Below are 19,245 nucleotides of genomic sequence, written 5' to 3' on the forward strand. Positions count from 1 at the left end.
GTGATCATGCGACTCCGCATACTCGCCGCCGTCGCCGCCGTCGCCGTGGCGGCCCTGACCGGCTGCGGCCAGGGCGCGGGCGGCAGCGGCTCCGGCACGCTGCGCATCATGGCTCCCGCCGCCGTGGGCGGCGGCTGGGACCAGACCTCCCGTACGGCCGAGCAGGCCATCAAGTCCGTCGACTCCCAGCGCGCCATCGAGGTCTTCAACGTCCCAGGCGCCGGCGGCACGATCGGCCTGGCCCAGCTCGCCGGCGAGAAGGGCAACGGCAACATGCTCATGACCATGGGCCTGGTCATGGTCGGCGCGATCGAGCAGAACAAGTCCAAGGTCACGCTGGCGGAGACGACGCCGATCGCCAAGCTGACCGAGGAGTACGAGATCGTCGTCGTGCCGGCGGACTCGCCGCTGCAGACGCTGGCGGACCTGGTGGCCGCGTGGAAGGCCGACCCGGCGAAGGTGTCGGTCGCGGGCGGCTCGGCGGGCGGCACCGACCACATCCTGGCCGGCCTGATGGCCAAGGCGGGCGGCGTCGACCCCAAGCAGGTCAACTACATCGCCCACTCCGGCGGCGGTGAGGCGCTCAACGCGCTGCTCGGCGGCAAGGTCACGATCGGCGTGTCCGGTGTCGGCGAGTTCGCCGAGCACGTGAAGTCCGGCAAGCTGCGCGCGCTGGCCGTCTCCGCGCCCACCCGCATCGACACCGTCGACGCGCCCACGCTGAAGGAGGGCGGGCTCGACGTCGCGCTGGCCAACTGGCGCGGCTTCGTGGCGCCGGCCGGGCTGAGCGACGCCGACAAGAAGGCGCTCACCGACCTGGTGACCACGATGCACGGCTCGAAGGCGTGGAAGGACGCGGTGGCCAAGAACGGCTGGATCGACGCCTTCCAGACCGGCCAGCAGTTCGCCGACTTCCTCACCGCCGAGCAGACCCGCGTCAAGGCCGTCATCGCCGAGATGGGGCTCGTCTCCTGATGTCCGCCCCGCACGAGCAGGACGGCGCCACGGCCCGTGGCGCCGTCCCCGCGGCTCAGGATCCGCGTCCTGGCCCGGCCGGCCCTCCCCCTGACGACCGGGCGCCGGTCGGCGAGGCCGGGAAGCGCGGGTGGTGGCGGCCCGAGATGGGGCTGTCGGTCACCGTCCTCGCGCTCGGCGTGCTGGTCATCGTCGGCACGCTCGACGTCTCCGCCGCCACGTCCCGCCTCGGCCTGGGCCCCCGCTTCTTCCCCATCCTCATCGGCGGAGCGCTGATCCTCATCGGCGCCTTCTACACCCTGGACGTCGTGCGCGGCGGCCGGGGCGACCCCGAGGAGAGCGAGGACATCGACGCCGACGCCCCCGCCGACTGGAAGAGCGTCGGCCTGGTCAGCGGCATCTTCCTGGGCTTCACCGCGGTCCTGTCCACCCTGGGCTGGGTCCTGTCGGCCTCGCTGCTGTTCTTCGGGCTGTCGGTCGCCCTGGGCGCCGAGAACAAGGTCAAGGCGGCCGTCATCGCCGTGGTCCTCGGTGTGCTGTCCTACGTGGTCTTCGTCAACGGCCTCGGCGTCTCGCTGCCGGGCGGCCTGCTGCAGGGGGTGATCTGAGTGGATTCGCTCCAGGCGCTCCTGGAGGGCTTCGCCACCGCGCTCACGCCCGTCAACCTGCTCTACGCGCTCGTCGGCGTCACCCTCGGCACGCTGGTCGGCGTCCTGCCCGGCATCGGCCCCGCCATGACCGTGGCGCTGCTGCTGCCGATCACCTTCACCGTGCCTCCGGCCAGCGCGTTCATCATGTTCGCCGGCATCTACTACGGCGGCATGTACGGCGGGTCCACCACGTCCATCCTGCTCAACACGCCCGGCGAGTCGTCCTCGATGATCACCGCGCTGGAGGGCAACAAGATGGCCAGGCGGGGCAGGGCCGCGCAGGCGCTGGCCACCGCCGCGATCGGCTCGTTCGTCGCCGGTACGCTGGCCACCGGCCTGCTGGTCGTCGCCGCTCCCGCGGTGGTCGACTTCGCCATCTCCTTCGGCCCCGAGGACTACTTCGCGCTGGCCGTCCTGGCCTTCACCGCGGTCTCATCGGTGCTGTCGCGCTCGATGATCCGTGGCCTGGCCTCCCTCGGCCTGGGGCTGGTCATCGGCCTGATCGGCATCGACGAGCAGACCGGGCAGGCCCGCCTCACCTTCGGCGTCGACCAGCTGCTGGACGGCATTGACGTGGTGATCGTCGCGGTCGGCCTGTTCGCGCTGGGCGAGGCGCTCTACGTGGCCTCCAGGCTGCGGCACGCCGGCCCCGAGGTGGTCCCGGTGGGGGCGGCGTGGATGGGCCGCGCCGACTGGCGCCGCTCCTGGAAGCCGTGGCTGCGCGGCACCGCGCTCGGCTTCCCGTTCGGCGCGCTGCCCGGCGGCGGGGCGGAGATCCCGACCTTCCTGTCCTACGCCACGGAGAAGAAGCTCGCCCGCGGCGCGGCCAGGGAGGAGTACGGCAAGGGCGCCATCGAGGGCGTCGCCGGCCCCGAGGCGGCCAACAACGCGTCCGCGGCGGGCACGCTCGTCCCGCTGCTCACGCTCGGCCTGCCCACCTCGGCCACCGCGGCGATCCTGCTGGCCGCCTTCCAGCAGTACGGCCTGCAGCCAGGACCCCAGCTGTTCGACCACAACCCCGCCCTGGTGTGGGGCATGATCGCCTCGCTGTTCATCGGCAACACGATGCTGCTGGTGCTGAACCTGCCGCTGGCCCCGCTCTGGGCCCGCGTCCTGCGCGTCCCGCGCCCCTACCTCTACGCGGGCATCGTGCTGTTCGCGGCGCTCGGCGTCTACGCGCTGAACTCCTCGGCCGTCGACCTGGTGGTGCTGTTCGTGCTCGGCCTGCTCGGCTACGCCATGCGGCGCTTCGGCCTGCCGATCGCCCCCGCGGTGATCGGCATGATCCTCGGCCCGATGGCGGAGAAGCAGCTGCGCAGGGCGCTGGCCATCAGCGCGGGCGACGTGACCACGCTGGTCAGGAGCCCGATCGCGGCCGTCCTGCTGACGCTGGCCGCGCTCGCCCTGCTGACGCCGCTGTTCCGGCGGCTGTGGGCACGCCGCCACCCCGCCGCGGCGGCGAGCACGCATCGGCCGCCGGAGGACTGAGCGCCGGCCCGTCCGGCGTCACCCGGACGGCCGCGGGAACGCGAACGTCACGGCCCCGCCGGCCCGTCCACCCGGCGGGGCCGCGCCCCGAGCCGACCGGGAGGCCGATCGGAAGGCCGGGTGGGAGGCCAGTCAGGAGGCCGATCAGGAGGCCGATCAGGAGATCGCCGGCTTCTCGTCGGTCCACCCGGCCACCAGCACGACCTCCGTCCTGCCTGCCGTGCTGGCCTTCACCACCTGGCTGGTGCGCGCGTCGATGACCAGCTCGCGCTCCACTCCGCGCACCGTGTAGCCGAAGGTCGACCTGCCGAGGTAGCGCACGTCGGGCAGGTCGGCCAGCGCCCGGTAGGCGGCGGCGCGCACGCCGGGCGGGGCGGGCTTGCTCCACAGCAGGCCGGTGAGCGCGTCGGCGACCACGCCGCCGCGGTCCCGTTCCGGCACGCCGCCGAGCATGTCGGTCACGTGGGCGCGCAGCGCGCCGGGGTCGGCGGGAAGCGCCTCGATCTGGGCGATCGTCATGGGGTGCCCGTTCAGGGTGAACGGCTCGTCGGTCTTGGTCGTGACGGTGGTCGTGCCCTTGTGCTCCCTCGTCCAGGCGCGGCCGTCCCTTCCCGCCCACAGCTCCTTGACGTCGGAGCCGTTCACCACGCGCTTGACGTACCAGTAGGCGCCCTTCGCAGGAGGGACGGCCGCCGCCGCGCCCGCCGCGGCGAGCAGGACACTCGCCTTGTCGGTGCCCGTGGGGCCGGCGTGCAGCCTCGGCACGACGAAGGCCACCGCGGCGACGACCATGACGGCGAGCCCGGCCAGCAGCGGCGTCCAGCGCGGACGCCGGCTGGAGACAGGGGCGGGGCCGCGCTCGGCCTCGAGCCTGGCCCTGACCCTGTTCCTGGCCACCTGGTCCGGCGCGGGCTCGCCGTACAGCTCCCTGATCCGCCGCAGGTCATCCATGGTCGCCCTCCATCGGGTTGGTGCCGCCAAGGGCCTTGCGCAGCTTCTTCCTGGCGCGGTTCAGGCGGGAGCCGACCGTGCCGTACGGGATGCCGAGCGCGGTGGCGATCTCCTCGTGCGAGAGCCCGGCGAGCGCCACCAGCAGGAGCACGTCCCGGTCGCCCTTGCCCAGGCGGGCGATCGCCCCGGCCAGGCTCGGCCCCAGGCTTTGCGCGCTGACCCGCATCGCCACCACGTCCGCCAGGCCGGAGACGTCGCGGTCGGCCGCCATGCGGCCCCTGGCGCGCAGCGCCCTGACCTCGGCCCGCCGGTGCTTGCCGATGAGGTTGGTGGCGATGCCGTACAGCCAGGACCTGACGCCGGCCCGCTCGGGATCGTAGCGGTCGCGTTTGCGGAAGGCGGTGAGGAAGGTCTCGGCGACCACGTCCTCGGCGTCGTCGGGGCCGAGGCGCTGCGCGACGTACCTGAAAATCTCCTCGAAGTAGGCGTCGAAGATCTCGCGGAACCCCTCGGGTCGGGCGAGATCCGGCTCGCGCACCGCGGTAACGGTCATGGGTGGCCCTCCGTGGACGAGGCTGTCCAGAGGTATCACCCGATCGGCCGATCCGCTTTCACGGCCGCCGTCCCAGCTCTCGACGCGGAAGGGCGGGGGACGGTGACCGTCCCCCGCGCCGGCGGAAGTCATCACATGGGTACGACCGCCGCGGAGGACGTCGGGTTCGCCCGGAACCGGGGTGCCACCCACAGGCCCGCCAGCGCCATGACCAGCGTCGCCGCGTAGACCGCCCAGTAGCCCTGACCGACACCGGCGAACAGCGCGCTGGTCACCGCCACGGACACCACGGAGAACACCGACTCGCCCACCTGCAGCGCCGAGCTGTTGACGCCCTGCTCGCCCGGCCTGGACAGCTCCAGCGTGAGCACCGACAGCGTCGGGTAGACCAGGCCCATGCCGAACCCGGTGATGATCCACGACGGGTAGGCGAGGGCGACGGGCACGGCGTCGAAGGTGACGGCGCCCATGAGCAGGATGCCGAGCGCGACAGCGGCGGTGCCGCCGAACAGGTTCACCGACCTGCCGAACACCTCACGCCCCTGCAGCCACGACGCGAACGACCAGGTCAGCGCGCCCCCCGTGAGGGCGAACCCGGCCAGCAGCGGCGACATGCCGCGCTCGTTGATCAGCATCAGCGGGACGATCACCTCGGCGGCGAAGAAGGCCGCGGCGGTCAGCCCGCGCAGCGCCACCACGGCGGGCAGGCCCCTGGCCGCGCGCAGCGTCCCCGCAGGCAGCAGCTTCGGCAACGCGAACAGCAGCAGCGCCAGACCCGCCAGGAGCAACGGCAGCCTGCCGTCGCTGCCGTACTGCATGAGGCCCGCGCCCACGGCCGTCAGCGCCGCCCACGCCACCTTCCCGCCCAGGCCGGGAGCGGGCGCGGCCTGCCCGCCCGTGACCGGCTGCCCCGCCAGTCCACGCATCAGGATCAACGCCGCGACCACCGTCAGCGCGGGCACCAGGAGGAACACCCAGCGCCAGCCGAGCGTGCCGACCACCAGCCCGACGACCGCCGGGCCGACCATGGACGGCACGACCCAGGCGGTGGCGAACAAGGAGAAGATCTTCGGGTGTGACTCCTCCGGATAGACCCTGGCCACCACCACGTAGAGCGCCACGTTGACCAGCGCTCCGCCGAAACCCTGCACGAGCCGTCCGGCGATCAGCATCTCCATGGAGGTGGCCAGCCCGGCCACCAGCAGGCCGCCGGTGAACCCCGCCGCCCCTGTCCACAGCGGTGCGCTCGGGCCCTTCACGTCGGCCCACCGGCCGCCGAGGACCGTGCCGACCACCGCGGCCGCCATCGCGCCGCTGAACGCCAGGCCGTACAGGTGGAGACCGCCGAACTCGCGCGCCACGACCGGCATGGCGATCGCCACCGCGATGTACTCGAAGGCCACCAGCGACACCAACGCCACCAGACCCGCTGTCAGAGATTTGCGCGACATGCCACCGACGCTACGGACGGGCCCTCGCCCGCACATCGTGCGCTGGTCCTAGGCCCTCCTCCGTACATCGCCCTAGGCACCCGGCGAGGCCGCTTTCGGCCCTCCCGGCATCCTGGCTTTCCCAGCATCCCGGCTTCCCGGCATCCCTGCTTTCCGGATTCCCGGATTCCCGGATGCTGGCTTTCCGGCATTCCGGCTTTCCGGCATTCCGGCTTTCCGGCGTTCCGGCGGAGGGGCGCGGTGGGGAGCAGGCAGGGCGGCAGGGCGGGAACGCGACGACCCCGGCACGGGTTGCGTGCCGGGGTCGTCGTGCCTGGGCGTCGGCTACTCCGAGACGCCGAGCCGCTCCAGGATCAGCTCGCGGGCCCTGGCCGCGTCGGCCTTGCCCCGGCTGGCCTTCATGACGCCGCCGACCAGCGCGCCCACCGCGGCGATCTTGCCGGAGCGGACCTTCTCCGCCGCGTCGGCGTTTCCGGCGAGGACACCGTCGATGATCGCCACCAGCTCGCCCTCGTCGGCGATCTGCAGGCCACGGGCCGCGACGACCTCGTCGGGGTCCCCCTCGCCGGCCAGCACGCCGTCGAGCGCCTCGCGGGCCAGCTTGTCGTTCAGCGCGCCGGAGGCGACCAGCTCGGTCACCCTGGCGACCTGCGCCGGGGTGATGGGCAGCTCCGCCAGGGAGACGCCGGCCTCGTTGGCCCTGCGGGCCAGCTCGCCCATCCACCACTTGCGGGCGTCGGCCGCGGGAGCGCCCGCCGCGATCGTGGCCTCCACGATCTCGATGGCACCGGCGTTGTACATCGACTCCATGTCGTGGTCGGTCACGCCCCACTCGGTCTGCAGGCGCTTGCGGCGGACCGACGGCAGCTCGGGCAGCTCGGCCTTGAGCTTGGCCACCCAGGCGGGATCCGGCGCGATCGGCACCAGGTCGGGCTCGGGGAAGTAGCGGTAGTCCTGCGCCTCCTCCTTGGACCTGCCGGACGTGGTCGTGCCGGTGTCCTCGTGGAAGTGGCGGGTCTCCTGGGTGATCCGGCCGCCGTCGGCGAGGAGCGCCGCCTGCCGCTGGATCTCGCTGCGGACCGCCCGCTCGACGCTGCGCAGCGAGTTGACGTTCTTGGTCTCGGTACGGGTGCCCCACTCCGACGACCCGCGCGGCATGAGCGAGACGTTGACGTCGAAGCGCATGGAGCCCTCCTCCATGCGGACGTCGGAGACGCCCAGCGAGCGCATGAGCTCGCGCAGCTCGGCGCCGTAGGCGCGAGCCACCTCGGGGGCGAGGCGGTCGGCGCCCGGGATCGGCTTGGTGACGATCTCGACCAGCGGAATGCCCGCGCGGTTGTAGTCGACGATGGAGTAGTCGGCGCCGTGGATGCGGCCGGTCGCGCCACCCACGTGGGTGGACTTGCCGGTGTCCTCCTCCAGGTGGACGCGCTCGATCTCGATCCGCACGATCTTGCCGTCGACCTCGACGTCGAGGTAGCCGTCGGAGCAGAGCGGCTCGTCGTACTGGGAGATCTGGTAGTTCTTCGGCATGTCCGGATAGAAGTAGTTCTTCCGGGCGAAGCGGCACCACTCGGCGATGGAGCAGTTCAGCGCCAGGCCGATCCTGATCGTCGACTCGATCGCCTCGGCGTTGGCCACCGGCAGCGAGCCGGGCAGCGCGAGGCAGGTCGGGCAGGTCTGTGTGTTGGGCGGAGCGCCGAAGGCCGTGGGGCAGCCGCAGAACATCTTCGACGCGGTGCCGAGCTCGACGTGGGTCTCCAGGCCGAGGACCGGCTCGAACCGGTCGAGGGCCTCGTCGTATGCCATGACGCTCACAGTTCGGGAGCCTCCTTCAGCAGCGGGCCGCCCCAGCGGCTCTCCAGGGCCTTCTCGACCGCGGCGCCGACCCGGTAGCAGCGGTCGTCGCCCAGGACCGGGGCCATGATCTGCAGGCCGACCGGCAGGTTGTCCTCGTCGGCCAGGCCGCAGGGCACCGAGATGGCCGCGTTGCCGGCCAGGTTGGACGGGATCGTGCACAGGTCGGCGAGATACATCGCCATCGGGTCGTCGGCGCGCTCGCCGATCGGGAACGCCGTCGTCGGCGTGGTCGGCGAGATCAGCACGTCGACCTGGTGGAAGGCGGCCTCGAAGTCGCGCGCGATGAGCGTGCGGACCTTCTGCGCCTGGCCGTAGTAGGCGTCGTAGTAGCCGCTCGACAGCGCGTAGGTGCCGAGCATGATGCGCCGCTTGACCTCGGGACCGAAGCCCGCGGCCCTGGTCAGCGCCATCACCTCCTCGGCGCTGCGGGTGCCGTCGTCGCCGACGCGCAGGCCGTAGCGCATGGCGTCGAAGCGGGCCAGGTTGGACGAGCACTCCGAGGGCGCGATCAGGTAGTAGGCCGGCAGCGCCGTCGTGAACGACGGGCAGGAGACCTCGACGACCTTGGCGCCCAGCGACTCCAGCAGCGCGACGGTGTCGTGGAAGCGGTTGAGCACGCCCTGCTGGTAGCCCTCGCCGTCGAACTCCTTGACGACGCCGATGCGCATCCCCGCGATGTCGGCGTTGCGCGCCGCCTCGACGACGTCGGGCACGGGCGCGTCGATGGAGGTGGAGTCCATCGGGTCGTGCCCGGAGAAGGCCGCGTGCAGCAGGGCCGCGTCCATGACGTTGCGGGCGAAGGGCCCGGGGGTGTCGAGGGAGCTGGCGAAGGCGATCAGGCCGTAGCGGGAGGACCCGCCGTAGGTCGGCTTCATGCCCACGATGCCGGTGACGGCGGCGGGCTGCCTGATCGAGCCGCCGGTGTCGGTGCCGGTCGACAGCGGCGCCTGGTAGGCGGCGACCGCCGCGCTCGACCCGCCGGACGAGCCGCCGGGGATCCTGCTGAGGTCCCACGGGTTGCGCGTGGCGTGGTAGGCGGAGTTCTCGGTGGAGGAGCCCATCGCGAACTCGTCGAGGTTGGTCTTGCCCAGGATGACCAGGCCCGCCTGGCGCAGCCGCGCGGTCACCGTCGCGTCGTACGGCGGGCGCCACCCCTCGAGGATCTTGGACGCGGCCGTGGTCGGCATGTCCTTGGTGGCGAAGATGTCCTTGTGCGCGATCGGCACGCCCGCGAGCGGGCCGAGCTTCTCGCCGGCCGCCCGCCTGGCGTCGACGGCGCGCGCCTGCTCCAGCGTGACCTCGCGGTCGACGTGGAGGAACGACTGGACCTGGGGCTCGACCTGCTCGACGCGGTCGAGATGCGCCTCGGCGACCTCGACCGCGCTCACCTCGCCCGCGGCGATCAGCGCGCCCAGCTCGGCGGCGGTCTTGCGGATCAGACTCATGCTTCCTCCCCGAGAATGCGCGGAACCCGGAAGCGGTCGTCCTCGACGGCCGGCGCGCCCGAGAGCGCCTGCTCGGGCGTGAGGGACTGTCGCACCTCGTCGGCACGGAACACATTGGTCAGCGGAAGCGCGTGCGACGAAGGCGGGACGTCCTCAGCGGCGACCTCTGCCACCTTCGCGACCGCGGCGATGATGTCATCGAGCTGGGTGGCGTAGTGGTCGAGCTCGTCGTCGGAGATCGCCAGCCGGGACAACCGGGCCAGGTGCGCGACCTCGTCGCGGGTTATGGCGGACATGAGTCGTTGAACCCGTTTCATGGATGGAGTTTGGACAGTGTCATCCTAGGGCTCTTGACGCAGGGTGGCCGAACCGTTAACACGCCTGTGGCGTGGCGGCGGCCGGAAGCGGGCCGTTCGGCGTCGACGCGGCCCGCAGGCGGGCGTCAGACGGTCTGCGAGATCTCCACGTAGTCGATCTCCTCCACCCCGACCCGCTCCCGCAGCCAGACCGTCGCGTCGGCCGGCGCCATCGCCCGGCCGAACAGCCAGCCCTGCCCCATGTCGCACCCCATGTCGGCCAGCCGGAGCGCCAGCTCGTCGGACTCCACGCCCTCGGCGACCGACCGCAGCCCGAGCGAGCGCACCAGGTCGACGATCGAGCGCACGATCCGCTCGTCGTCCTCCGAGCACGACATCCGCTGCACGAACGAGGCGTCGATCTTGACCTCGGAGGCGGCCAGCCGCTGCAGGCGGATCAGCGACGAGTAGCCGGTGCCGAAGTCGTCCAGCGCCAGGGGCACGCCGAGGGCGGCCAGCGCCCTGATGGTGTCGTGGGTGTAGGCCTGGTCGCCCATCAGGATCCGCTCGGTGACCTCGAGCTGGATCGCCTCCGGCGGCAGCCGGAAGCGGGACAGCCCCGCCTCCAGCTGGTCGGGCAGCGCGGAGTCGAGCAGGTCACGGGCGGAGACGTTGACCGAGATCTGCACCTGGAGCCCGGTGTGCCACCAGCGGGCGGCCTGCTCCATGGCCGCGTCGATGACGTACTCGGTGATCTGGCGCATCAGGTAGGACTGCTCGGCCAGCGGGATGAAGTCGGCGGGCGAGATCGGCCCCCGCACGGGGTGGCGCCAGCGCAGCAGCGCCTCCATCCCGCGCACCTCGCCGGTGGCCAGGTCGACCTTGGGCTGGTAGTGCAGGCGCAGCTCGCGGTTGTCGACCGCGCGGCGCAGATCGCCGAGCAGGCCGAGACGTTCGGGCGAGTTGCGGTCCTTGTCGGGCTGGTAGAGCTCGACGCCCGTGCGCCCCTCCTTCGCCAGGTACATCGCCACGTCGGCACGCTGCAGCAGCAGCTCGAAGTCGGGCGCGTGGTCGGGGAAGAGCGCGATGCCGACCGAGCCGTCCATGTCGAAGGTCATGCCCTCCAGGCGCACGGGCTCGGTGAGGGCGGCCCTGAGCCGGGCTGCGACCTCCCTGGCGGCGTGCGTGTCCCTGATGGACGGCAGCAGCACGGCGAACTCGTCGCCGCCGAGGCGCGCGACCACGTCGCCCGGCCGTACCGAGTGGGTCAGCCGGTGGGCCACCATCTGCAGCAGCCGGTCGCCGACCGGGTGGCCCATCGTGTCGTTGACCTCCTTGAACCGGTCGAGGTCGATCAGGAAGAGGCCGACCCGCTCGTCGGGGCGGCACTCGGCCAGCGCCTCCTCGGTCGAGACGATCAGCATCTTGCGGTTGGGCAGGCCGGTCAGCTCGTCGTGCAGGGCCTGGTGGTCGCGGCGCATGGACAGCGTGGCGGTGAAGTAGACGGCGGCCAGCGGCGCCACGAACAGCGGCACCAGCCCCGGAGAGTCCTGCATGACGACGACGACCAGCGGCGCGAGCCCGAGCAGCCCGGCGTAGACGAGCGCCTGCGGCCCCACGGTCGCGCGCAGCACCCTGCTGAGCGAGCGCCGTTCGTGCAGGGCGACCGCGCCGCACACCAGCAGCGCCCGCGCGGCGAAGTAGGCGACACCCGACAGCGCGATGGGCACCATGGCGAACCCGGCCGGCACCCAGGGCGCCGACGGGGTCGGCACGATGCCGAACAGCCCCAGCACGACCGCCGCCGCCGTGAACGCCAGCGTCGCCTGCGCGATGTTGAACATCACCCGATGCCACGCCTTGCGCGTGACGATCCCGTTGACCGCGATGCCGACCACCTGCATGAGCACCGCCACCGGCAGGCCGTAGTGCAGTAACACGGCGAAGGTGAACATGGTCGCCGGGTAGGTGCCGCCCACGGCGGTCGCCGAGGACACCATGACGGGACGCAGCTCGCCCAGCACCACCAGCACGGCGAGCACCCAGAAGAGCGGAGTCCTGGCCAGCTCGGCCAGGCCCGCCAGGTCGAGTCGTAGCTCGGCCACGAGGAGCGCGGTGAAGCCGATCACGGAGACCGCCAGGAGGAAGGCCCAGAGCGGGCTTCCCACACGTGGTCCCGTGTCGCGCGTGTCAGTTGGGTCGGTCATCGGTAACAGAACCCCCAAGAGGTCACTATGGGAGGGTACGACCTCCACCCCACTTCCCGAAACCACCCGCCTACGTTCCGTCACACCACTTGCCCAGATTTATCGGCAAGAAGCATCTTTTGTACGTTTTTGCTCGACAGTGGTTCCCCCTGGTCACTGCCGCCCCCTCAGGGGCTCCCCGTCACGCCGGCGAGGGGCGGCCGTGACCGCAGCCGCTCCCGCCCCGCGTTCACCCCACGAGCCTGACGAACTCCTCGAAGGAGATGCGGCCGTCACCGTCGGCGTCGGCGTTCTGCTCGAGCGAACCGAGCGCCTCCCCGGGAAGCCCGGGGAAGTGGCGAACCAGCTCCGCCTGGCTGATGAAGCCGTCGCCGCTGGCGTCGATCGCGTCGAAGGTCTGGCGCAGCTCCGCCAGCCGCTCGGGGCTGAGATCCGACATATGTGAACCCTTTCCGTGGAGAGGGCTATTCTTCCGGCTTCACCGCCACCTCGGCAGCCGCTTCCGCGCCCTTGTCGAGGAGGACATGGAATCCGGCCTCGTCGAGGACGGGCACCCCGAGGCTGACCGCCTTGTCGTACTTCGACCCGGCGTTCTCCCCCACGACGACGAAGGCGGTCTTCTTCGACACCGACCCGGCCACCTTGCCGCCCCTGCCGGTGATGGCCGCGGCGGCGGAGTCGCGGGTGAAGCCCTCGAGGGTGCCGGTGACGACGAAGGTGAGGCCCTCCAGGATCTGCGGGCCCTTCTCCGGGGCCGGCTCGTCGGCCATGCGGACCCCCGCCGCCCGCCAGCGCTCGATGATCTCCCGGTGCCAGTCGACCTCGAACCACTCGCGGACCGTGGCGGCCACGCGCGGGCCGATGCCTTCGACCGCGCTCAGCTCCTCCTCGGAGGCGTTCATGACCTCGTCGATCGAGCGCAGCGCCCCGGCCAGCGCCTGGGCCGTCGGCGGGCCGATGTGGCGGATGGACAGCGCGACCAGGACCCGCCAGAGCGGCACCTGCTTGGCCTGCTCCAGCTCGTCGATGAGCTTCAGCGCGTTCTGGCTCGGCTGGCCGTTGACGTTGGAGAAGAACGAGACGACCTTCGGCTCGCCGGTCTTGGGGTCGATCTTGGGCAGGCCGGTCTCCTGGTCGCGCACCACCGACCTGATCGGCACCAGCTGCTCCAGCGTGAGGTCGAACAGGTCGGCCTCGGTGCGCACCACCGGCTCCTGCTCGGCCACCGGCTGGCTCAGCGCCGTGGCCGCGACGTAGCCCAGGCCCTCGATGTCGAGGGCCTTGCGCCCCGCCGCGAAGTAGAGGCGCTCGCGGAGCTGCGCGCGGCAGCCCAGGGCGTTGGGGCAGCGCAGGTCGGCGTCGCCCTCCTTCTCGTAGGCCAGCTCGGTGCCGCACTCGGGGCAGTGGGTCGGCATGACGAACGCGCGCTCGGAGCCGTCGCGCAGCGCGGTCACCGGCCCGACGATCTCCGGGATGACGTCGCCCGCCTTGCGCAGCACGACGGTGTCGCCGATGAGCACGCCCTTCTTCTCCACGATCGCGGCGTTGTGAAGGGTGGCCCGCTCGACCGTGGACCCGGCCACCACGATGGGCTCCATCACCGCGTACGGCGTGACGCGACCGGTGCGCCCGATGCCGACCTCGATCCCGAGGAGCTTGGTGTTGACCTCCTCCGGCGGGTACTTGTAGGCGATCGCCCAGCGCGGCGCCCGCGAGGTGGAGCCGAGCTCCCGCTGGGTCCTGATCTTGTCGACCTTGACGACCACGCCGTCGATCTCGTAGGCGGGGTCGTGGCGGTGCTTGCGGTAGTGCTCGATGAAGTCGTCGATGCCCCGCACGTCGGGCACCACCCGGTAGAGGTCGCTGACCGGCAGCCCGAACTCCCGCAGCCGGTCGTAGACCTGTGACTGCGCCTGCGGCTCGGCCGCGCCCTCCCAGACGCCGACACCGTGCACCAGCATCCGCAGCGGTCGCTGCGCGGTGATGCGCGGGTCCTTCTGCCGCAACGTGCCCGCGGCGGCGTTGCGCGGGTTGGCGAACGGCGGCTTGCCCTGCTCGACCAGTTGCTCGTTGAGCTTCTCGAACTCCTCGACCGGGATGTAGACCTCGCCGCGCACCTCGACCAGCGAGGGGATGTCGCTGCCCACGAGGCGGTGGGGGATGCCGGTGATCGTGCGGACGTTGGCCGTCACCTCGTCGCCGGTGCGCCCGTCGCCTCTGGTGGCGCCGCGCTCCAGCCTGCCGTTCCGGTAGACCAGCGCGATGGCCAGTCCGTCGATCTTCAGCTCGCACAGGTAGGGGCCCGGGTCGCCCTCGGCCAGCCGCTCCGCCCTGACCTGCCAGGCGGCGATGTCGGCGTCGGTGAAGGCGTTGTCGAGGCTCTCCATCTTCTGCAGGTGCTCGACCTTCTCGAAGTCACCCGAGACGGGCGCCCCGACCTTCTGCGTCGGCGAGTCGGGCGTCTGGAGCTTCGGATGGGCCTCCTCGAGCGCGAGCAGCTCGTTGAACCAGCCGTCGAACTCCGCGTCGCTCACCGTCGGCTGGTCGAGGACGTAGTAGCGCCAGCGCGCCTCCTCCACCAGCTCGCTCAGCTCGGCGTGGCGCTTCAGCGCGTCCACGGGCACGCCCTCGACCTCGGCGCTCATCGCTTACTCCCTCCGTCAAACCTGAGAGAACGCTATCTCGCGGCACCGACATTCGGCTCCCGACGGGGCCCTGCCGTCCGCCTCGCCGTCCGCCTCTCACGCCACCCGCTTCCACGTGGCCGAGCACGCCTCCCTCGGCGGCGAGCTCGCGGGGCTGAGACACAGCTGGGCCGACACGCGCTCGACGCCGCCGCCCCTCTCGTACACCGGCAGCGAGCGGTTCCTGTTCCCGCAGTTGCGGTTGGTGGCCGCCTCCCACCGTGCCACGACCCGCCGGTCGGCGTCGCCCCTGAGCCTGAGCAGCAGGATCACCCAGGTGCAGTTGCGGTCGTTGTGCTTGTCGGTGACCGTCGGCACGGTGACGGTCAGCTTGCCGTCCCTGATGGTGGCGGTGACCGCGGCCCAGTTGCCTCCGGGTCCGGAAACCGTGACGGCCGAGCCCGCGTACGCGGGCGCCGGCGGGAGCGCGAGTGAGGTCAGCAGGACGGCGGTGGCGATGGGACGTCTCAAGGTCATCTCCTAGGGGCACGAACGCTGGTAGGCCAGTCCGTCGGTCAGCCGCATCCACTCCTTCTCGTCCAGCCCGCGACGGACGATGCCGCAGGCGGCCGCCACGGGGTCGCGCAGCACGGCCATGTGCGGCGCGAGGTCCCGCACGACGGCCTCAGGCCCCGGCCCGACGGCGAGCATCCGGGTCCCGTCGGCGCTCATCGTGACCTCGTCGGCCGCCGGCAGCGCCGCGTACCTGCGGGCCTGGCCCGACCCCTCCACGTGCCACAGGGTGACGGGGCCGCCGCCCGCCCCCGTGTACGCCACGGCCGAGCCGAGGGCGAAACCGACGGACGACACCACGGGACCGTCGTTGCCCAGGTCGGCCAGGTGACGCGGCCTGGCGGGGTCGGCGACGTCCCAGAGCCTGGCCAGCTTCGCGCTGCCGCCGGTGAGCAGCCGGCGACCGTCGGGCGACAGGGCGGCCGAGACGATCCCGGAGGGGTCGGCGGCGAAGGCGGCGGCGGGCACCGGCCTGCGCGGGTCCGCCAGGGTCCAGAGCCGCACCACGCCCCGGGCGTCGCCCGTGACGGCCAGCCGCCCGTCGTCGCTGATCACCGCGGCGTCGACGGAGGCGGAAGCGCCGGTGGAGGCCGGGACGCCGACGGAGGCCGGGACGCCTCCCGGGGCCGTGACGTCCGCAGGGGCCGGAGTGCCCGCCGTGGCCGGGGCGCCGACGGAGGCGGGGACGTCCGCAGGGGCCGGGGCGTCGCCCGGGTCGTCCGGGCTCGCGATCGGCGGCAGCCGTACCGGGGGTGAGGTCGCGGCGGGCCACAGCGTCGTGGTGCCGTCCTCGGTGCCCGCCAGCGCCCGTCCGCCCGCCGAGGCGACCGCCGTGACCCTGGCGCCCGGCGGCAGCAGCCGCGCGGCGGCGCCCTCCGTCCACCGTACGGCGCCGCCGTCCACCCGCCCGGCCAGCACCGCCGTACCGTCCAGGGCCAGCGCCGACACCTGCCCGGCGTCCTCGGCGAGCGCCGCCGCCTCGGTCAGCCGGCCGGCCCCCATCTCCCACAACGTGACCGCGTGCTCGGCCGTCACCGTCACCAGCCGCCTGCCGTCTCGGGCGAGCACCCCGCGCCCGACGTCCGGCCGCGGCACTCTCGCCAGGACGGCGGGCGGACGCAGCCGCGCGGTCCCCCACAGCACGGTCCTGCCGTCGCTGTCAGCCGTCACCAGGTCGGAGGTGACGGGGTCGAAGGCGGCGGCCACGATCCCGCCCGTGCCCGCGCCGACCACGGCCCGCTGCACCGGAGCGCCCTCGCCCACCTCCCACACGATCGTGCGCCCGTCGCCGCCCGCCGTGGCCAGCAGCCTGCCGTCGCCGCTGAAGGCGACCGCCTTCACCCCGGAGGCGTGCCCCGCCAGGTCGGCCAGCGGCCTCGGCCGGGCGCCCTCGATGTTCCACAGGTAGGCGCGCGAGCGCCGGCCGCTGGTGGCGATCGTCCTGCCGTCGGGACTGACCGCGACCGCCCACGTGACCTGCGCCTGCTCCCCCTCGGCGGACGCCGGCGTGGTGAAGCTCCCGGCGGCCTTTCCCGGCGTCCACAGCAGGCACGCGGTGAACCTGGAGCAGGCGACGACGCGCCGCCCGTCCTTCGTGAAGGCCACGGATCTGACCGGATCGTCCTGGTGCGTCGGCAGCGTGGTCGCGGGCTGGTCGTCGCCCACCGGCCACACGTGCGCGCCCGCGGCCGTGCCGAGCGCGAGCCGCCTGCCGTCGGGGCTGAAGGCCAGCGCGTAGATCCTGCCGAAGCCAGGCTCGAACGTGGCCGTCCGTGCCCAGCCCGCCACCTGCCAGAGGATCACGGTGCCGTCGTCGCCGCCGGTGGCGAGCGTGCGGCCGTCACCGCTGAAGGCCGCGGTCCGCACGTGTCCCGTGTGGCCGCGCAGCGAGGCGACCCGCACGGGCGCGTGCGGCCTGGAGGTGTCCCACACCTCGGCCGTCCCGCCCATGCCCACGGTCGCCACCATCCGGCCCCGTGGGCTGAAGGCCAGGCCCAGCAGACCGGGGCCGGCGCCCTCGAGCCTGGCCGAGTAGAGGGTGCCGGCCAGCAGCCCGACCAGCGCGGCCCGGTGCCGCTCGCCCGGCTCGATCGCGAGCGCGGCGAGCCCGAGGCGGAGCGCGACCGGCGGGTCCGTCTGGACCTGGGCGTTCGCCTGAAGGACCAGGGCCCTGGCCGTGGCGCTCCGGCGGGCGGCGTCGGCGCTGCCGTACAGGTGGAGGGCGATGCCGCCGGCGGCCACGGACAGGACCAGCAGGACGCCCAGCACGGCCGACAGCAGCACCCTGCGCCTGGCGCGGCGGCGGGCGGCCAGTGCCGCGCGCTCCTCCGCGGCGGCGGAGGCGTCGAGGAAGGCGCGGGCGGCCGCGCCGAGCCGCCTGCCCTCGGCCCATTCGCGGGCGAGCGCGAGCCTGGACCCCCGGTACAGCCCCGAGTCGTCGCCCTCCCACGCCGCCGCGGCGGCCACGAGGTGCTGCTCGACGAGCAGGCCCGCCCGGTCGGAGTCGAGCCAGCCGCGCAACGCGGGCCAGGCCGCCAGCAGGGCCTCGTGGGTGATGGTGACCGCCGGCCCGTCGATGGTGATCAGCCGGGCGCCGCCGGAGGCGAAGGCGTCGATCACCTCGCAGGCCGCCAGCGCGTCGGGCACCTCGGCCAGCAACCGGTCCAGCTCCACCCGCCGCCGGGTGTCGTCGGTGCCCTCCCCCACGTGGACCAGGCGGGTGAACACCGCGCGGGCCTGCTCCCTCGACGGCAGGGCGTCCAGGACGGCGTCGGCGGTGGCGGCCAGCGCGCCGTGGATGCCGCCCGTGGCCTGGTAACCCGCCACGGTCAGCGCGGCCCCGCGCCGCCGCTGCCAGGTGACCAGCAGGGCGTGGGAGAGCAGCGGCAGCCGCCCCGGCTCCTCGCCCAGGTCGCGCAGCAGCAGCTCGACCAGTCCGGGCTCCACGGTCAGCCCCGCCGCCAGCGCGGGCCGCTCGACCGCTTCGCGCAGCCCCGCGGCGCTCATCGGGCCCACGACGACGGGCCCGCGTTCCAGACCCGCCCTCAGCTCGGGTACGGCGGCGCACCGGCCGAGGAAGTCGGCCCGCACGCCGAGCACGACCCGTCCGCGCAGGTCCGGGATCCTCCCCGCGGTGAACGCCTCCTCGAACTGGTCGACCACCAGCACGTCCACGTCGGCGGGAACCGGCTCCGACGGTGTGATCACCGCCACCGAGGTGCCCGCCGCGCGCTGCCGGAGCGCGGGCACCAGCCCGGCCCGTAACAAGGACGACTTGCCCGAGCCCGACGCGCCCGTGACGATCAGCGGCGCCGGGTCGTCCAGGCGCCTGACCAGGGTCTCCACCAGCCGTTCGCGGCCGAAGAACAGCGGCGCGTCCGCCGTCCCGAACGCCTCCAGCCCCTTGTACGGCGGGCCGTCGAAGGGTGGCGGCCGCTCCCGCCGTCCCGGGACGCCCGCGGTGTGGGCGGCGCGCAGCAGCACCAGCTCGCCCACCCGCCCGGTGGTGCGGACGCGCGGCACGGGAAAGCCCGCGGCGGGCAGCTCCCTGCTCAGCCGGCGGTGCAGGCCGGCGAGGGTCAGCACCGGCGGCGGCGCGGCCAGCAGCCGCAGCAGCGCGCCGCTGAAGGCGGTGTGGCGCAGGCCCTCGGGCGCGAAGGACGGCTCGCTGCGCCCGGCCGAGGTCAGCACGAAGGCGCCGGAGATCTCCGCCACGTCCCACGGGTCCGACATGCCGTCGATCGCGCGGCCCGAGAAGCAGCAGTCGAGGACGACGACGAGCGGGCCTTCGACGTTGTCGAGCAGGTAGCGGCGTAACAGGTCGTACGGCAGCGCCGTGTGCTCGAGGCCCAGGACCCCCGAGACGGTCCCCGCCGTCGCCAGGTGGAGCGCCCCCCGCCTGCTGACCAGGCCGTGCCCGACGTAGTAGACGATCAGCGGCCCCTCGGCCGACGCGGCGGCGGCGATCGCGGCGCCCATCTCGCGGGGCGAGGCCGGATCGAGCACCACCCGCACCGACGCCAGCCCGCACCTGGTCAGCAGCGCCTCGCGCAGGTCGGCGAGCGTGCGCGCCACCGACGGCAGGTCGGGCAGGTCGGAGCCGGAGCCGTGGGTGCCGGTGCCCAGCAGCAGCGCGCTCGCGCCGGCGAAGTCTCCGGCCGTCACGCGTCGGC

At 73.1% G+C, this 19,245-nt stretch carries 14 protein-coding genes; 3 read left to right on the plus strand and 11 right to left on the minus strand.

Features of this window, described 5'->3' with window-relative positions; all coding sequences use genetic code 11:
- The first annotated feature begins 6 nt into the window (after positions 1–6).
- From ACWDLG_RS36255 to ACWDLG_RS36265, 3 genes are read left to right on the plus strand one after another with little or no spacing between them, the layout of a single operon-like run.
- Complete coding sequence (locus ACWDLG_RS36255; RefSeq protein WP_354909735.1) at positions 7–975, plus strand: tripartite tricarboxylate transporter substrate binding protein; 969 nt, start codon at positions 7–9, stop codon at positions 973–975.
- Positions 975–1,583 (plus strand): tripartite tricarboxylate transporter TctB family protein, encoded by a 609-nt coding sequence (locus ACWDLG_RS36260; protein ID WP_449928796.1) that lies wholly within the window; start codon positions 975–977, stop codon positions 1,581–1,583. Before ACWDLG_RS36255 ends, ACWDLG_RS36260 begins: the two co-directional genes overlap by 1 nt.
- Positions 1,584–3,113 (plus strand): tripartite tricarboxylate transporter permease, encoded by a 1,530-nt coding sequence (locus tag ACWDLG_RS36265; RefSeq protein WP_449928798.1) that lies wholly within the window; start codon positions 1,584–1,586, stop codon positions 3,111–3,113.
- Between the two features lie 156 nt (positions 3,114–3,269).
- Here the strand turns inward: ACWDLG_RS36265 and ACWDLG_RS36270 are convergent, their stop codons facing one another.
- From ACWDLG_RS36270 to ACWDLG_RS36320, 11 genes are all read right to left on the minus strand, one after another.
- The gene (locus tag ACWDLG_RS36270) at positions 3,270–4,064 is read right to left on the minus strand and encodes a hypothetical protein (RefSeq protein WP_449928800.1); all 795 of its coding nucleotides are present in this window, start codon (positions 4,062–4,064) and stop codon (positions 3,270–3,272) included.
- The gene (locus ACWDLG_RS36275) at positions 4,057–4,617 is read right to left on the minus strand and encodes an RNA polymerase sigma factor (protein WP_449928802.1); all 561 of its coding nucleotides are present in this window, start codon (positions 4,615–4,617) and stop codon (positions 4,057–4,059) included. Before ACWDLG_RS36275 ends, ACWDLG_RS36270 begins: the two co-directional genes overlap by 8 nt.
- A gap of 131 nt (positions 4,618–4,748) precedes the next feature.
- Positions 4,749–6,068: an MFS transporter gene (locus ACWDLG_RS36280; protein ID WP_449928804.1), complete on the minus strand. Its 1,320-nt coding sequence runs from the start codon at positions 6,066–6,068 to the stop codon at positions 4,749–4,751.
- 324 nt (positions 6,069–6,392) lie between these two features.
- Positions 6,393–7,877 (minus strand): Asp-tRNA(Asn)/Glu-tRNA(Gln) amidotransferase subunit GatB, encoded by a 1,485-nt coding sequence (gene gatB / locus ACWDLG_RS36285; RefSeq protein WP_449928887.1) that lies wholly within the window; start codon positions 7,875–7,877, stop codon positions 6,393–6,395.
- Positions 7,878–7,882: 5 nt separating this feature from the next.
- Positions 7,883–9,373 carry an Asp-tRNA(Asn)/Glu-tRNA(Gln) amidotransferase subunit GatA gene (gene gatA / locus ACWDLG_RS36290; protein WP_354909750.1) on the minus strand — a complete coding sequence of 497 codons (1,491 nt, stop codon included), beginning with the start codon at positions 9,371–9,373 and terminating at the stop codon, positions 7,883–7,885.
- The gene (gatC, locus tag ACWDLG_RS36295) at positions 9,370–9,669 is read right to left on the minus strand and encodes an Asp-tRNA(Asn)/Glu-tRNA(Gln) amidotransferase subunit GatC (protein ID WP_354909752.1); all 300 of its coding nucleotides are present in this window, start codon (positions 9,667–9,669) and stop codon (positions 9,370–9,372) included. Before gatC ends, gatA begins: the two co-directional genes overlap by 4 nt.
- Positions 9,670–9,815: 146 nt before the next feature.
- Positions 9,816–11,876, minus strand: coding sequence for a putative bifunctional diguanylate cyclase/phosphodiesterase (locus ACWDLG_RS36300; RefSeq protein ID WP_354909754.1), 2,061 nt, complete (start codon positions 11,874–11,876; stop codon positions 9,816–9,818).
- 229 nt (positions 11,877–12,105) lie between these two features.
- Positions 12,106–12,315: an EF-hand domain-containing protein gene (locus ACWDLG_RS36305; RefSeq protein WP_449928807.1), complete on the minus strand. Its 210-nt coding sequence runs from the start codon at positions 12,313–12,315 to the stop codon at positions 12,106–12,108.
- A 25-nt stretch (positions 12,316–12,340) separates the two neighbouring features.
- Positions 12,341–14,521 carry an NAD-dependent DNA ligase LigA gene (gene ligA / locus ACWDLG_RS36310; protein WP_449928809.1) on the minus strand — a complete coding sequence of 727 codons (2,181 nt, stop codon included), beginning with the start codon at positions 14,519–14,521 and terminating at the stop codon, positions 12,341–12,343.
- 96 nt (positions 14,522–14,617) lie between these two features.
- Positions 14,618–15,031 (minus strand): hypothetical protein, encoded by a 414-nt coding sequence (locus ACWDLG_RS36315; RefSeq protein ID WP_449928811.1) that lies wholly within the window; start codon positions 15,029–15,031, stop codon positions 14,618–14,620.
- A gap of 9 nt (positions 15,032–15,040) precedes the next feature.
- The gene (locus ACWDLG_RS36320) at positions 15,041–19,237 is read right to left on the minus strand and encodes a caspase, EACC1-associated type (RefSeq protein ID WP_449928813.1); all 4,197 of its coding nucleotides are present in this window, start codon (positions 19,235–19,237) and stop codon (positions 15,041–15,043) included.
- Positions 19,238–19,245: the final 8 nt, after the last annotated feature.

The organism is Nonomuraea sp. NPDC003727 (assembly GCF_053586935.1).